The sequence below is a fragment of the Roseovarius sp. SCSIO 43702 genome, assembly GCF_019599045.1.
GTDB lineage: Bacteria > Pseudomonadota > Alphaproteobacteria > Rhodobacterales > Rhodobacteraceae > Roseovarius.
The window spans coordinates 565,410-578,453 of record NZ_CP080623.1 but is presented as its reverse complement, the minus strand read 5'-3'; the positions used below and the strand labels follow the sequence as shown (position 1 = coordinate 578,453).

Sequence of the window (13,044 nt, the reverse complement as noted above, 5' to 3'; positions counted from 1 at the left end):
AGATAGCGTCGGCGCCGAGGCGCAAAAGTCGCGCCTGCAAAATCAATGGTTAGGTTGCAGCTAAGTGCCGCAGGTGTCGCAGGTGACACCGGGAAGCGCGCCCTCTTCGGCGAGGCCGGCGCAATGCTCGACGAAGGCGCGGATCGTGCTCGAGTTCTCGGCATCCTGCGCCATCAGGAGCCCCATGCGCATGGGCCGCACTTTCCCCTCGAGCGGCACGCAGCGAAGCGGCTTGCCATCTGGAGAGATGTTGTGGACCGGGCGGATATTGGCGATGGAATAGCCGAAGCCATTGGCCACGAGGCTGCGCATCACCGACATGTCGCGCGTGCGTTCGACGATATGGGGACGCAGCCCGTGCTGATCGAAGACCGAGAGGAAATACTCGGCACTGAAGGGCAGGTCGAGAAGCACCATGGGCCGGTCGCGCAGATCGGAGATGGCAACGGTTTCACGATCCGCGAGCGGGTCGCCCTCGGGCAGGAGGGCGTAGGGAGGCAGCTCGGCCAAGTGGACGAAACGCAGGTCGGCGGGGATGTCGAGATTGTAGGTGAGCGCAACGTCGATCTCGGCCCGGCGGATCGTGCTGAAGATCGCGGCCTGGTCCAGTTCGAACTGGCGGATCGAGACTTCGGGGTGGGCGTCGGCAAAGCTCCGGCGGATGGTGGGCAAGACCACCTGCGCGAAGGTCAGAAGGCAGCCCACCGCGAGCGGCCCGCGCACCTCGCCCGAGATGTCGCCGGCCATCTGCACGAGGCGCTCGGCCTCGCGCAGGACGGTGCGCGCCTGTTCCAGCATGGTGCGCCCGCCCTGGGTCAGGGCAAGACCCTGCGCGTGTTGGCGCACGAAAAGCGGGATGCCGAATTCCTGTTCGAGCTGCGAGATCGCGGCCGAGATCGAAGGGGATGACACGTTCACCTTCTCGGACGCGGCGGCGATGGAGCCCGCCTCGCCCACGGCGACGAAATACTCGAGCTGGCGCAGCGTATAACGGCTTGGCAATGGCGTCCCTCTTCGACGAGGGATCATGTCCGATACTTGATCCACGTCGTCTTGAGCGCAGTATACTTGTCGAGCGAGTGCAGGGAAAGGTCGCGACCGAATCCCGACTGTTTCATCCCGCCGAACGGTGTCTGGGCCGAGAGCGCATCGACCGTGTTGACCGAGACGGTGCCGGCCATCAGCCTGTCCGACACGCGGCAGGCGCGGCTCAGGTCATCGGTCCAGACCGACGCGGCGAGGCCGTAGACCGAGTCGTTGGCCATGGCGATCGCCTCGTCCTCGGTGTCGAAGGGGATGACCGACAGGACCGGGCCGAAGATCTCGTCACGGGCGAGCGGGTCGTCATGGGCCACGTCGTCGAAGATGGTGGGCCGGACGAAACATCCCTTGCCGTTCACGGTCACGCGCTCACCCCCGGTGACGAGGGTGGCGGATTTGCGGCCCGCATCGACGAAGCGCATGATCCCCTCGGTCTGTTTCTCGTCCACGATGGCGCCCATTTTCGACGCCGGATCAAGCGGATCGCCGGGCTGCGTCGCCTCGGCGCGGGCGATCATGCGGGCGACGAACTCGTCCTTGATGGAGCGTTCGACATAGAGCCGCGAATTGGCGGAACAGACCTCGCCCTGGTTGAAGAAGATGCCGAAGGCGGCCATGTCGGCGGCCGCGTCGAGGTCGTGGCAGTCGGCGAAGACGAGGTTGGGGCTCTTGCCGCCGGTTTCGGGCCAGACCTGCTTGAGGTTCGACTGGCCGGAATACTCCATGAACCGCTTGCCCGTCGCGGTCGATCCGGTGAAGGCGAGGCAATCCACGTCCATGTGAAGGCCAAGCGCGCGACCGGCCGTCTGGCCGTAGCCGGGCACGACGTTGAAGACCCCGTCCGGCACGCCCGCCTCGGCGGCAAGCTCGGCCAGCCTGAGCGCAGAGAGCGGCGATTGCTCGGCCGGCTTGAGCACGACCGAGTTGCCCGCGGCCAGCGCCGCCGCCGCCTTCCACGTCGCCATGTCGAGCGGGAAGTTCCACGGCACCACCGCCCCCACCACCCCGAGCGGCACCCGCCGCACGAGCGCAAGGTCGCCGGGGCCGGTGGGCGCCACCTCGTCGTAGAGCTTGTCGATGGCCTCGGCATACCATTGGAAGAAATGCGCCGAGCCGGGGGCGTCCACGGTCACGGCGTCCTGCACCAGCTTGCCCATGTCGAGACTGTCGAGAAGGGCCATCTCCTCGAGGTTCTCGCGGATGAGATCGGCGAGTTTCAGCAGAATGCCCTTGCGATCGCCCGGCGCCATGCGCGACCAGCGCCCGTCCTCGAACGCCTTGCGCGCGGCGGCGACGGCGCGATCCACATCGGCCTCGTCGCACTCGGCCACCTCGGCAAGCACCGCCCCGGTGGCGGGGTTCACGCTCTGGAACGTCCGCCCCGAGGCCGCGTCAACGAACCGGCCGTCCATGAAGGCGCGGCCTTCGATCGAGAGCGCGGCGGCGCGGGATTTCCAGTCGTCATAGGTGTAGTGGGGCATCCTTGGGTCCTGTCGGTGTCATATGCGGCTCGGTCGCGGTCACCTCCTCCCTGTCCTGGGCGGCGAGCCAGATTTGGAAATCGCGGACCGTGCCTTCGTAGTCCTCTCCCGCGAGCGGCCCGGGCTGCGCATGTTCGGAGGCGAGCGCCACCTGCATCCGCTCGAGCTTTTCTCGATCCTCGCGGTTCACATCCTCCCAAAGCTTGATCCGCGCGGCAATGACGCCGTCGTCGAGGTCGTCGCCATAGGTCGACATGGTCCACTTGACGCGGATCTCGCCCGCCGAGACGGGAAAGATGCTGAGCGAGACCAGGAGGCTCGCCGCCTGGCTCGCGACCTGGGTGGGGAACTTGGCGAAGAGCGTCGAGCGGTTGCGCTCATCCGCGCTCAGCCCCGGCGCGCCCATGCCGCGTGGCGGAATGCCACCGGGATAGTTCGCGGCATAGGCGGTGAACCCGTCGCCCGAGGGCAGTTTCCGCGCAAGGCCGGTGGGCGTGTAGCCGTGCAGTGTCTGGGGGTGGACGACCGAGAGGTGATAACCCTCCATGAAGTTCTCGACGAGGCATTTCCAGTTGGTGAGCCAGGTCTCTTCCGCCACGTGAACGAGCCTGAACCGCTCGGGCTCGTAGGGGGCGAGAAGCGCGTCGAGCTCGGGATGCTCGAAAGGGGCGGCCTCCGCGTCGAGACTGGCGTAGATGAAGCCGTTGCGAAGCTGGACGCGGTGCGTGTGCAGGCGGCAGGACTTGGGATCGAAGCCCGCATTCTCCATCCGCGCGGCGCGCAGGAGCGCACCGTCGCGTCCATAGGCCCAGGCGTGGTAGGAACAGACGAAGCGCTTGACGTTGCCCTGACCCTCGGCAAGCGGCATGCCGCGGTGCCGGCAGACGTTGGCGAGCACGCGGATCTCGCCATCGTCGCCACGCACCGCGATGAGCGGCTCGTTGAGGAGCTGGACGGTGAAGTAATCGCCCGGCTCGGGGATCTCGTCCTCGCGCCCGAGACAGTGCCAGCCGCGACGCAGCACGGTTGCGGCCTCGTGCTCGAACTGATCCTGGGAGGTATAGAAGGCGCCCGGCATGCCCATCGGGCGGTCGGACGGCAGGGCAGCAAGATGCTGAAGCGTTTCGCGTAGTCCGGTCATGGTCACTTCCTCCTCATGTCAGTTGGATCATTCGTCGCCGGGCACTCCGTAGGATGGCGCCTTGGTCGGATCGAGCGCGCGCTGGACGTAGGCTTCGAGCTGTGGCTTGTAGACGTCCCAGGCGGTCGCGATGGCCTCGATCGGGCATTCCTCGGTCCAGTCGCAGCGCAGATCGGCCACGGGCCACGGCACGCGGTCGACAAGCATCATGCCGGCCGAATGCACCGGCCCGGCCTCGCCCCCCGCCTTCAGCCCCGCCCGCATCGCGGCGATCAGCCGGTCGCCCAGATGTCCGCCCGAAGCGAGAAAACCGTCGACGATCGCCTGCGGCACCCCGTCATTGTCCAGAAGGTTGCCGCCCGAGGCGACGTTCTCGGCCTGCGCGTCGGTCCAGATACCAAGCGAGTTCGGCCCCGAATGAATGGCCGTGCCGCCCTGCCCGTCGACGGCCAGAACCTGCCGGTACTCGATGAACCGTCCGCGTTTCGCCACCTGCGCTATGGCGTCGGCGGCGCCCATGCCTTCCGCCATCAGATCAAGCGTCATCGGCCCCAGCGTCGGGTCGGTCACGTTCTGCGAGGCGACGGCGCCCACGCCCGCCCGCGCGTAGGAGCAGCGCGCCGCCACCGCGGGCGACGAGGACGAGATCGCGACCCCGAACATCCCCGTCTCCGCGCATCTCGCCACAAGTGAAAACGTCATCGCGTGTCTCCCTCCCCTTCTTCTTGCCCGAAATATCCTCGGGGGTGTGCGTCGGATTCTCCCCTGGAGAATTCGACGCGAGGGGGCGGAAAGCCCCCTTTGCGCGCGCTCAATCGGGAATGACGGCCGTTCCGTCGATCTCGACCAGCCATTCGGGCCGCGCGAGCGCCTGCACCACCAGCCCGGTGGACACCGGATGCACGCCCTTGATGTATTCGCCCATGGTCCGGTAGACCGCCTCGCGGTGCCGCACGTCGGTGATGTAGACCACCACCTTCACGAGGTGCTCCATGCTGCCACCCGCCTCCTCGATCAGCTGCCGGATGTTCTGCATCACCTTGTGGGTCTGCTCGACCGGATCATGGCTGTCGATATTCTTCGCGTCGTCGAGATTCTGCGGACACTGGCCGCGCAACCAGACAGTCTTGCCGCCCTGCGTGACCACGGCCTGACAGAGATCGTTGTCGAGCTTCTGTTCGGGGTAGGTGTCCTTCGTGTTGAACTTGCGGATGCGGGTGTGGGCCATCGGGCACTCCTGAACATGCTTCACCGCGCGCAGAAGCGCGAGCGTCAGCGACAGGCATTCCACAGGGGTCGGGGGTGCTCAATAACCATATGGCTCAGCCTTGGTTCGGTTCCGTCTAAGCCCCGCTTCGGAACAGGCGGGCGGCCTTTTCGGTTGGGATGGTGAGCCGCCCCCTTGCCCTGGGCGCATCCGGACGAACCGAAGGAGTGAGCGTGACATGACCGCACAAGCCGACACACCCGAGACCGCCCGCGCCAAGAGCGAAGGCCGGGGCAAGACCGCCTCGCTTTACCGCATGGTGATGCCGGGGCATCTCTGTCCTTTCGGGCTCAAGTCCAAGTCGATGCTCGAACGCAAGGGATACGAGGTGGATGACAACCACCTGACCACCCGCGAGGAGGTCGATGCCTTCCAGGAGGAGCACGGGGTCGAGACGACGCCGCAGACCTTCATCGACGGAGAGAGGATCGGGGGATACCAGGACCTCAAGAAGCATTTCGGCTACCGCGTTCTGGAGGAGGGCGATACGACCTACGCGCCGATCAAGGCGATCTTCGGCTCGACCGCGCTGATGGCCCTGGCCGTGATCCTGAACCGGTACGAGGGCTTCCCGGTCCTGGAGCTTCTGAAATGGTTCTTCGCGATCTCGATGGTGGCGCTGGCCATCCAGAAATTGCAGGACATCGAGGGCTTCGTGAACGGATTTCTCGGTTATGACCTGCTTGCGCGGCGATACGTGCCCTACGGCTATGCCTATCCGTTCATGGAACTCTGGGCCGGCGTGGGGATGATGGCCCTCATCGGGACCGGCAGCGCGCTGATCTGGGCCGTGGCGCCCGTGGGTATCTTCATCGGGACGATCGGGGCGATCAGCGTGATCAAGGCGGTGTATATCGACAAGCGCGAGCTCACTTGCGCCTGCGTGGGCGGCGGATCGAACGTGCCGCTGGGGGCAATCTCGCTCAGCGAGAACCTCATAATGGCGGGCATGGGGATCTGGATGCTGGCGCTCTGGTTTGCGGGAGCCTGAGGCGCCGCCCCGACGGTGTCCGGCAGGCGGAACGAAGGCAGGATCGCAAGGGAACCGGGAATTTTGGTGGAGCCTAGGGGGATCGAACCCCTGACCTCTTGCATGCCATGCAAGCGCTCTCCCAGCTGAGCTAAGGCCCCGATTTCACAGGCACCACGCCTGTGGGCCGGTCTTTAGGCAAAGGCGGGGGCGGGATCAAGCGGAAAATCCCGCGTCCCCGGGCGGGTCAGCTATCCTCGTCCTCGGATGCCACGTCGGCGATGTCGTCGAGCGAAACGTTCTCGTCATCGTCATCGTCCTCGAGCACGTCATCGCCCAGATCGACTTCGACATCGAGGTCGTCGTCATCGTCGATCACCTCCGAATCGCTGTCGGCGGACGCGGCCTTCATCTTCTTGGTCTCGGCGTCCTCGGCATCGGCGGTGATGCTCCGGCTCTTGCCGTTGGTGATTTCCACGATGTCGCCGGTATAGGGGCTGACGATCGGGTCCTTGTTCAGGTCATAAAAGCGCTTGCCGGTCGTGGGGCAGACACGCTTTACACCCCATTCTTCCTTGGGCATGGGATATCCCTTTCGCATTCTGAAGTCTTGTCGACAATTCGCGCCACCTGCCATAAGTGACACAGGGTGTCAAAGGCTTTGAACATCCGGTGAACGGCGAGGCAAGACGGATATGGGGCAGCACAGGCTGATGGGCAACCCCCCGATCGATGTGACGGTGCGGCGGTCCGCGCGGGCCAGGCGTATCTCGCTGCGCGTTTCGGGGATCGACGGACGAGTCTCGCTCACTCTTCCGAGGGGCGTGACCGAAACCGAGGGCCTTGAATTCGCGCGCTCGAAAACCGAGTGGCTGCGGCGGCACCTGGATCAGCGGCCCGATGCCATAGCCGTCGAAATCGGCGCGCAAGTGCCGGTGGAAGGGCGTATACGCACCCTTGCGCATGGCTCCGGGCGCAAGGTCGCGATCGGGGCCGACACGATCGAGGTGCCGGGACCGCCCGACCGCGCGGGAGTGCGGCTTGCCGCGTGGCTGCGCACGCTGGCCCGGGAGCGGCTGGCCGATGCTTCGGACCGCCATGCGGCCGCCCTCGGGCGCGGCTATGTCGGCCTCACCTTGCGGGATTCGAAGTCGCGATGGGGGTCCTGCTCGTCACGCGGCGGGCTCAACTACAGTTGGCGGCTCATCCTCGCACCGCCCGAGGTGCTGGACTACGTGGCCGCGCACGAGGTGGCACATCTGGCGGAAATGAATCATTCGCGCGCCTTCTGGGCCCATGTCGCGCGGCTTTGCCCCGATTACGAGCGTCCGCGCGGATGGCTGCGCGCGCATGGCGCGGGGCTGCACCGCTACAGGTTCGAGAGTTGACCGCGGACGGCCGGGAGGCGCACACTCCGCTCATGCTGTTGAACCCGCGCCCCGACCCGTCGCCCTCGGCCCATGACCGCGTCTATCGCGGGTTGCGCGGCCGGATCATGCATGGCGAGATCGCCCCCGGCACCCCGCTCACGATCCGCGGGGTGGGCCACGAGTTCGGCGTGTCGATGACCCCCGCGCGCGAGGCGGTACGCCGGTTGTCGGCCGAGGGCGCGCTGACCATGTCCGCCTCGGGGCGGGTGTCGACGCCGGAGCTCAGCTCCGAGCGGCTCGAGGAGCTCGCGGCGCTCAGGGCGCTCATCGAGGTCGAGCTGGCCAGCCGGGCGCTGCCGCGCGCGCATATCGCGCTCATCGACCGGCTCCAGGCGATCAACACGCGCATTCACGAGGATATCACGCGACGCGACGCCGTGAGCTATATCCGCCGCAACCTCGAGTTCCATCGCACGCTCTACCTGCGTGCGCAGGCGCCCGCGATGCTGGCCATGGCCGAGACGGTATGGCTGCAACTCGGGCCGACGATGCGGGCACTTTACGGACGGCTGCAACGCACGTCGGCGCCACAGCATCACCGGATGATCATCGCCGCCCTGAAAGCGGGGGACGAGCCGGCGCTGCGACTGGCGGTGCGGTCGGACGTGACGCAGGGATTGCGCATGCTGGCGCGGTAGCGCGCGTCAGGCGGCAAGCCCCTTCGATCCCATGTCGAGATATTTCCGGCGGCGGTCCTGGAGCAACGACTTGCGGTCCTGCCCCTTGAGATCATCCAGCATCTCGCCGATGGCCTTGCCGACCGACGCGATGGCCTCGGACGCGCCACGATGCGCGCCGCCCTTGGGTTCGGGAATGATGCGGTCGACGACACCAAGCTTCTTGAGATCCTGGGCCGTGAGGCGCAGCGCCTCGGCCGCCTCGCGCATCTTCTCGGCATCCTTCCAGAGAATCGAGGCGCACCCTTCGGGAGAGATGACCGAATAGACCGAATGTTCGAGCATCGCCACGCGGTTCGCGCTGGCGAAGGCGACGGCGCCGCCCGATCCGCCCTCGCCAATGATGACGGAGACAAGGGGAACCCCCAGTTGCAGGCATTTCTCGGTTGAACGCGCGATGGCTTCGGACTGGCCGCGCTCTTCGGCTCCCTTGCCGGGATAGGCGCCGGGCGTATCGATGAGCGTCACCACGGGCAGGTTGAAGCGGTCGGCGAGGTCCATGAGGCGGATGGCCTTGCGATATCCCTCGGGGCGGGCCATGCCGAAATTCCGCTCGATCCGGCTTTTCGTGTCATTGCCCTTCTCGTGGCCGATCACCATCACGGGCGTGTCGTCGAGCCGCGCGAGACCGCCCATGACGGCGTGGTCATCGGCGAAATTCCTGTCGCCCGCGAGGGGCGTGTATTCCCTGAACAGGGCTTCGATATAGTCTTTGCAATGGGGCCGCTCGGGATGCCGCGCGACCTGGCATTTGCGCCACGGCGTGAGGTCCTTGTAGAGCTCGGTCAGAAGCTGCGCCGCCTTCTTGTCAAGCGCGCCCGCCTCGGCCTCCACGTCGACCCCCTCGCCTGCGCGGGCCATGGCGCGAAGTTCCTCGGCCTTGCCTTCGATCTCGGCCAGCGGTTTTTCGAAGTCGAGGTAGTTGGTCATTCACACGGGCTCCGGTTCTGGATTGGGGATATATGGCCGCATCGGGCGGGATTTGCAATCATGCCGCGTCGGGCGCACGGGCCGTCACCGGGCGTCCATCATTGCCCGGAAAGCCAGTTCGGGCGAGGCCAGGACCGGGACATCCAGATCGATCAGCCGCGCCGCGCCCGCCATCGACGCCTGCGCGAGGATGATCGCCGAAAGGTTCGCGATCCGTGCCGCCGCTTCGCGGGTTTGCCGGGCTATGACAGCGACGAAGGCGTCATGTTCGCCTGCCTCGAAGAGCGGCCAGAACGGCGCGAGGTCGAGCGTGTGGACCCGAACCTCCCGCCCCTCGGCTTCTAGGGCGTGATCGAGGAGTGCGACGCTGGGCGCGAGGGTACTTTGCAGGCAATAGACCATGAGGATCGCGCCGCCACAGTCGGTCGCGATCTTCGCCGCCGCCGTCATCATCGGCGCGTCGATACGCAGCGCGCCATGCGCTTCGGCCACGGGTCCGAGCGTGCTGCATGTGCAGAGAACCGGCCCCGGCGCGGCGCCGACAAGTGCCGCGATCTCGGCCTCGAGCGCCGGGGTGACGCCCGACAGCGCATGGCCCAGGAGATCGGGACGGACGATGTGGCGGAGCGCGATATCGGCGCCTTCGCGCGCGGCGATCGCGTCGAACGTCGCGCGATGCGTCTCCGCGGTGTGGAGAAGTGTGAATGCCATGTCGCCCCCGTTCAGGCGGGCCATAGCACCGGGATGAGCGTAGCCACAAGCAGGGCGGCCATCGTCCAGTTGAAAACGCGCAGACGCATCGGGCTGCCAAGGAAGCGGCGCATCTGCTGGCCCAGCGCCGTCCAGCTTGTCGTCGAAATGGTCGAGACACCGACATAGGCCCCCGCGACCCAGAGGATCGCCAGCGGATCGCGCCCCGCCGCGTAGAGCGTGATCGCCGAAAGCGCCATGAACCACGCCTTCGGGTTGACCCACTGGAACAGGGCGGCCTGCAGGAAAGTGAGCGGCTTGCCCGCCACCTCGACATCGCCGGTGCGGGCGGGAGGCGCGGCGGTCGCGATCTTCCATGCGAGGAAAAGCAGGTAGGCCACGCTAAGCACGGTGAGGACGGTCTGCACGATGGGCCACGTCTCGAACACGCGGATGATGCCTATGCCGACGAGCACGACAAGCACCGGCATCCCGAGGCCGACGCCCATCATGTGCGGCACGGTGCGGCGAAAGCCGTAATTCGCGCCCGACGCCATGAGCATCAAATTGTTCGGGCCGGGCGTGATGACGCCGACGAAACAGAAGGCAAGGAGTGCCGGAAGAAGATCAATGGACATTTCACAACATTAGGGAGAATCTAGCGCAATTGAATTGCTTTTTATTGCTCTGCCAATCCATTCATGCAACCTCATGCGATCATGGATCACATTACAGACCGGATATTGCAGGAGCTTTCACGCAACGGGCGGATCAGCAACATCGACCTCGCGGAACGCGTGGGCCTGTCGCCCAGCGCCTGTCTGCGGCGCGTCCAGGAGCTCGAGCGGCGCGGGGTGATCGCCGGTTATCGCGCGGTGCTGGACCGGGGCGCGCGGGGGATCGGCTTCGTGGCCTATGCGACGGTGGGGCTCAACGCGCACACGAAGGCCGCACAGGAGGCATTCGAACGCGCCATGGCAGCCGCGCCCGAGGTCGTGGAATGTCACAACATCACCGGCGCGGTGGAATATCTCCTGCGGATAGAGGTGGCCGATCTCCCGGCCTACAAGTCGTTTCATACCGACATCATCGGCACCCTGCCCCAGGTCCACTCGATCACCAGCTACGTGGTCATGGGATCGCCCAAGGACGCGCGGGCATGAGGGGCCTTTCGCCGGGCAGGAAGGCGGGCTAAGCGTTGCGCATGGAGACGATGCCCGAGATCTATGCCCGCCTTGTCGAAGACGGGAAGCTCACGCCCGACCCGGCACAGGAGGCGGCGCTTCCGGAGTTCGAGCGCATCCGCAAGGGCCTTGCACAGCCGGCCAAGGGTGGATGGTTCCGCAAGACACCCAAGCCGCCGAAGGGGCTTTACCTCTGGGGTGGCGTGGGGCGCGGGAAGTCGATGCTGATGGACCTTTTCGTATCCTCGCTCGACGTGCCCAACCGGCGGGTGCATTTCCACGCCTTCATGCAGGAGATCCATGCCGGGATGCATGCCGCGCGGAAGAAGGGCGTGGAGGATGCGCTTGCCCCGGTGGCCAAGGCCGTCACGGACGAGGTCCGCCTGCTTGCCTTCGACGAGATGCAGATTTCCGACATCACCGACGCGATGATCGTGGGGCGCCTCTTCGAAGCGCTCTTCGCTGCCGGTGTGGTGGTCGTCACCACCTCCAACAGGCCGCCCGACGATCTCTACAAGAACGGGCTCAACCGGCAGCTCTTCCTGCCCTTCATCGAGCTGGTGAAGGAGAGGATGGTGGTGCATGAGTTGACCTCGGAAAGCGACTACCGGCAGGATCGGATCGCCGGAAGCCGCACCTATTTCACCCCGATAGATGCTGAGAGCCGGAAGGCCATCGACGAGATATGGAACGACCTGACCGGGGGCGAGGCGGAGCCGCTCACGCTCACCGTTCAGAAGCGGCCGGTGACGATCCCCGCCTATCGCAACGGGGTCGCGCGGGCGTCGTTCTACGATCTCTGCGGCAAGCCGCTGGGTGCGGCCGATTATCTCGCGCTGGCCGAGGCGGCGCGGGTGTTGGTGCTCGAGAACATCCCGCGGCTCAGCCGCCAGAACTTCAACGAGGCGAAGCGTTTCGTGACGCTCATAGACGCGCTCTACGAGGCGAAGGTCCGGCTCGTCTGTTCGGCGGCGGCGGAGCCCGAGTACCTCTATGTCGAAGGCGAGGGCAGTTTCGAGTTCGAGCGCACGGCAAGCCGGCTGCGCGAGATGCAATCCGAGGATTGGGCGCGGAGCTGAGCCCTCAGTCGTGCGCGATGTCCCGCAGGAGGGCCGGCAGCGCCGAGAGGTCGGCGATCTCGCGGAAACGCGGCTCGGACCGGGGTGCATTCAGCATCTCGTAGGTCCAGGTCAACTCCTGCGGCACATGAATGCCCCAGCCGCCCGCCTTGATCACCGGAAGCACATCCGAGCGCATGGAATTGCCCACCATCGCCGCGTTTGCCGCCCCTGCGCCATGGGTGTCGAAGATCCGGGCATAGACCGGGGTGGTCTTGTCGCTCACGATCTCGACCGCGTCGAAGAAATCACCCAGCCCCGACCGGGCAAGCTTGCGCTCCTGGTGCAGGAGGTCGCCCTTGGTGACGAGCACGATCCGGTAGGTGGCCGCCACCTCGCGCACGACCTCCTCGGCATGGGGAAGAAGGTCGATTGGATGGTTCAGCATCTCCTGTCCGACCTCCAGAAGCGTCCCGATCACGTGACCGGGTACGCGGCCCCCGGTCACGTCGACGGCGGTTTCGATCATCGAGAGCACGAAGCCCTTGATCCCGAAGCCATAGTGGCCGAGGTTCCGCCTTTCGGACGTCTGCAACCGCTCGATCAGGCGATCGGCGTTGGTGTAGGGGGCCAGAAGCTCGGCAAATCGCTCCTGCGTCAGGCGATAGAAACGCTCGTTATGCCAGAGCGTGTCATCCGCGTCGAAGCCGACCGTGGTGAGTTTGACCATTGCGATCCCCGCCCGCCCGGGCCTACCCTCTTTTCTTGGCGCCCCGATTGTCTATATAGAGCGCGTTGAAACGACCGGCACGGGACTTATCCTTGTTCGTATGACACTGCTTCCGCTTCAGCTCAACTCCGGCCAGGATGATGATGGCGAGGGCGACGCGTCGGTCGTCGTCGCGACGCGTCCGAAGACGAAGCGGCCACCGCTCTACAAGGTGCTGCTTCTGAACGACGATTACACGCCGATGGAGTTCGTGGTTCACGTCCTCGAGCGTTTCTTCGGCATGAACCACGCGCAGGCCTTCGAGATCATGCTGACGGTTCACAAGAAGGGTGTGGCGGTCGTGGGCGTCTTCAGCCACGAGATCGCCGAGACCAAGGTCGCGCAGGTGATGGATTTCGCGCGCCAGCATCAGCATCCGCTGCAATGCACGATGGAAAAAGAATAG

Annotated in this window: 16 protein-coding genes and 1 tRNA gene; 6 read left to right on the top strand and 11 right to left on the bottom strand. The window is 65.7% G+C overall.

The genetic code is table 11. From position 1 onward, the window contains the following. Window positions 1–60: 60 nt before the first annotated feature. The 5 genes from K1T73_RS02650 to K1T73_RS02630 form a co-directional block, all read right to left on the bottom strand. Window positions 61–1,002 carry a LysR family transcriptional regulator gene (locus tag K1T73_RS02650; RefSeq protein WP_220602452.1) on the bottom strand — a complete coding sequence of 314 codons (942 nt, stop codon included), beginning with the start codon at window positions 1,000–1,002 and terminating at the stop codon, window positions 61–63. Between the two features lie 23 nt (window positions 1,003–1,025). Further along, window positions 1,026–2,522, bottom strand: coding sequence for an aldehyde dehydrogenase (locus K1T73_RS02645; RefSeq protein ID WP_220602451.1), 1,497 nt, complete (start codon window positions 2,520–2,522; stop codon window positions 1,026–1,028). Next, window positions 2,503–3,663 carry an aromatic ring-hydroxylating dioxygenase subunit alpha gene (locus tag K1T73_RS02640; RefSeq protein WP_220602450.1) on the bottom strand — a complete coding sequence of 387 codons (1,161 nt, stop codon included), beginning with the start codon at window positions 3,661–3,663 and terminating at the stop codon, window positions 2,503–2,505. The genes K1T73_RS02645 and K1T73_RS02640 overlap by 20 nt, the downstream gene beginning before the upstream one ends. Window positions 3,664–3,690: 27 nt before the next feature. Further along, entirely contained in the window at window positions 3,691–4,365 is a 675-nt protein-coding gene (locus K1T73_RS02635; protein WP_220602449.1) for a DUF1028 domain-containing protein, read from the bottom strand. A 109-nt stretch (window positions 4,366–4,474) separates the two neighbouring features. Next, entirely contained in the window at window positions 4,475–4,891 is a 417-nt protein-coding gene (locus K1T73_RS02630; protein ID WP_220602448.1) for a RidA family protein, read from the bottom strand. 217 nt (window positions 4,892–5,108) lie between these two features. Here K1T73_RS02630 and K1T73_RS02625 point away from each other — a divergent pair, with 217 nt between their 5' ends. Continuing rightward, entirely contained in the window at window positions 5,109–5,921 is an 813-nt protein-coding gene (locus tag K1T73_RS02625; protein WP_220602447.1) for a MauE/DoxX family redox-associated membrane protein, read from the top strand. A 64-nt stretch (window positions 5,922–5,985) separates the two neighbouring features. Here the strand turns inward: K1T73_RS02625 and K1T73_RS02620 are convergent. Together K1T73_RS02620 and K1T73_RS02615 are read right to left on the bottom strand one after the other, a co-directional pair. Then, window positions 5,986–6,061: transfer RNA gene (locus K1T73_RS02620), tRNA-Ala, on the bottom strand. A gap of 86 nt (window positions 6,062–6,147) precedes the next feature. Continuing rightward, the gene (locus tag K1T73_RS02615; RefSeq protein ID WP_220602446.1) at window positions 6,148–6,483 is read right to left on the bottom strand and encodes a TIGR02300 family protein; all 336 of its coding nucleotides are present in this window, start codon (window positions 6,481–6,483) and stop codon (window positions 6,148–6,150) included. 112 nt (window positions 6,484–6,595) lie between these two features. On the opposite strand from K1T73_RS02615, the gene K1T73_RS02610 reads away from it, so the two are divergent. Together K1T73_RS02610 and K1T73_RS02605 are read left to right on the top strand one after the other, a co-directional pair. Continuing rightward, window positions 6,596–7,288 carry a M48 family metallopeptidase gene (locus K1T73_RS02610; RefSeq protein ID WP_220602445.1) on the top strand — a complete coding sequence of 231 codons (693 nt, stop codon included), beginning with the start codon at window positions 6,596–6,598 and terminating at the stop codon, window positions 7,286–7,288. 32 nt (window positions 7,289–7,320) lie between these two features. Then, on the top strand, window positions 7,321–7,968 hold the full coding sequence (locus K1T73_RS02605; protein WP_310794420.1) for a GntR family transcriptional regulator: 648 nt from the start codon (window positions 7,321–7,323) through the stop codon (window positions 7,966–7,968). Between the two features lie 6 nt (window positions 7,969–7,974). Here the strand turns inward: K1T73_RS02605 and K1T73_RS02600 are convergent, their stop codons facing one another. From K1T73_RS02600 to K1T73_RS02590, 3 genes are all read right to left on the bottom strand, one after another. Then, window positions 7,975–8,937 (bottom strand): acetyl-CoA carboxylase carboxyltransferase subunit alpha, encoded by a 963-nt coding sequence (locus K1T73_RS02600; protein WP_220602444.1) that lies wholly within the window; start codon window positions 8,935–8,937, stop codon window positions 7,975–7,977. A gap of 84 nt (window positions 8,938–9,021) precedes the next feature. Next, window positions 9,022–9,648 (bottom strand): hypothetical protein, encoded by a 627-nt coding sequence (locus tag K1T73_RS02595; protein ID WP_220602443.1) that lies wholly within the window; start codon window positions 9,646–9,648, stop codon window positions 9,022–9,024. Window positions 9,649–9,659: 11 nt separating this feature from the next. Further along, entirely contained in the window at window positions 9,660–10,265 is a 606-nt protein-coding gene (locus K1T73_RS02590) for a LysE family translocator (protein WP_220602442.1), read from the bottom strand. 81 nt (window positions 10,266–10,346) lie between these two features. On the opposite strand from K1T73_RS02590, the gene K1T73_RS02585 reads away from it, so the two are divergent. Together K1T73_RS02585 and zapE are read left to right on the top strand one after the other, a co-directional pair. Further along, window positions 10,347–10,790, top strand: a complete 444-nt coding sequence (locus tag K1T73_RS02585; protein ID WP_220602441.1) for an Lrp/AsnC family transcriptional regulator — start codon at window positions 10,347–10,349, stop codon at window positions 10,788–10,790. Between the two features lie 41 nt (window positions 10,791–10,831). Then, window positions 10,832–11,890, top strand: a complete 1,059-nt coding sequence (zapE, locus tag K1T73_RS02580; RefSeq protein WP_220602440.1) for a cell division protein ZapE — start codon at window positions 10,832–10,834, stop codon at window positions 11,888–11,890. Window positions 11,891–11,894: 4 nt separating this feature from the next. Here the strand turns inward: zapE and K1T73_RS02575 are convergent, their stop codons facing one another. Beyond that, window positions 11,895–12,599 carry an HAD family hydrolase gene (locus tag K1T73_RS02575; protein ID WP_220602439.1) on the bottom strand — a complete coding sequence of 235 codons (705 nt, stop codon included), beginning with the start codon at window positions 12,597–12,599 and terminating at the stop codon, window positions 11,895–11,897. A 100-nt stretch (window positions 12,600–12,699) separates the two neighbouring features. Between K1T73_RS02575 and clpS the strand changes: the two genes are divergently transcribed. Next, the gene (clpS, locus tag K1T73_RS02570; RefSeq protein ID WP_220602438.1) at window positions 12,700–13,044 is read left to right on the top strand and encodes an ATP-dependent Clp protease adapter ClpS; all 345 of its coding nucleotides are present in this window, start codon (window positions 12,700–12,702) and stop codon (window positions 13,042–13,044) included.

Excerpts from the sequence above, each read along its gene's own strand:
- K1T73_RS02645 (WP_220602451.1), bottom strand. The coding sequence starts at position 2,522 with ATGCCCCACTACACCTATGACGACTGGAAATCCCGCGCCGCCGCGCTC.
- K1T73_RS02640 (WP_220602450.1), bottom strand. The coding sequence starts at position 3,663 with ATGACCGGACTACGCGAAACGCTTCAGCATCTTGCTGCCCTGCCGTCC.
- K1T73_RS02635 (WP_220602449.1), bottom strand. The coding sequence starts at position 4,365 with ATGACGTTTTCACTTGTGGCGAGATGCGCGGAGACGGGGATGTTCGGG.
- K1T73_RS02630 (WP_220602448.1), bottom strand. The coding sequence starts at position 4,891 with ATGGCCCACACCCGCATCCGCAAGTTCAACACGAAGGACACCTACCCC.
- K1T73_RS02625 (WP_220602447.1), top strand. The coding sequence starts at position 5,109 with ATGACCGCACAAGCCGACACACCCGAGACCGCCCGCGCCAAGAGCGAA.
- K1T73_RS02615 (WP_220602446.1), bottom strand. The coding sequence starts at position 6,483 with ATGCCCAAGGAAGAATGGGGTGTAAAGCGTGTCTGCCCCACGACCGGC.
- K1T73_RS02610 (WP_220602445.1), top strand. The coding sequence starts at position 6,596 with ATGGGGCAGCACAGGCTGATGGGCAACCCCCCGATCGATGTGACGGTG.
- K1T73_RS02605 (WP_310794420.1), top strand. The coding sequence starts at position 7,321 with ATGCTGTTGAACCCGCGCCCCGACCCGTCGCCCTCGGCCCATGACCGC.
- K1T73_RS02600 (WP_220602444.1), bottom strand. The coding sequence starts at position 8,937 with ATGACCAACTACCTCGACTTCGAAAAACCGCTGGCCGAGATCGAAGGC.
- K1T73_RS02595 (WP_220602443.1), bottom strand. The coding sequence starts at position 9,648 with ATGGCATTCACACTTCTCCACACCGCGGAGACGCATCGCGCGACGTTC.
- K1T73_RS02590 (WP_220602442.1), bottom strand. The coding sequence starts at position 10,265 with ATGTCCATTGATCTTCTTCCGGCACTCCTTGCCTTCTGTTTCGTCGGC.
- K1T73_RS02585 (WP_220602441.1), top strand. The coding sequence starts at position 10,347 with ATGGATCACATTACAGACCGGATATTGCAGGAGCTTTCACGCAACGGG.
- zapE (WP_220602440.1), top strand. The coding sequence starts at position 10,832 with ATGGAGACGATGCCCGAGATCTATGCCCGCCTTGTCGAAGACGGGAAG.
- K1T73_RS02575 (WP_220602439.1), bottom strand. The coding sequence starts at position 12,599 with ATGGTCAAACTCACCACGGTCGGCTTCGACGCGGATGACACGCTCTGG.
- clpS (WP_220602438.1), top strand. The coding sequence starts at position 12,700 with ATGACACTGCTTCCGCTTCAGCTCAACTCCGGCCAGGATGATGATGGC.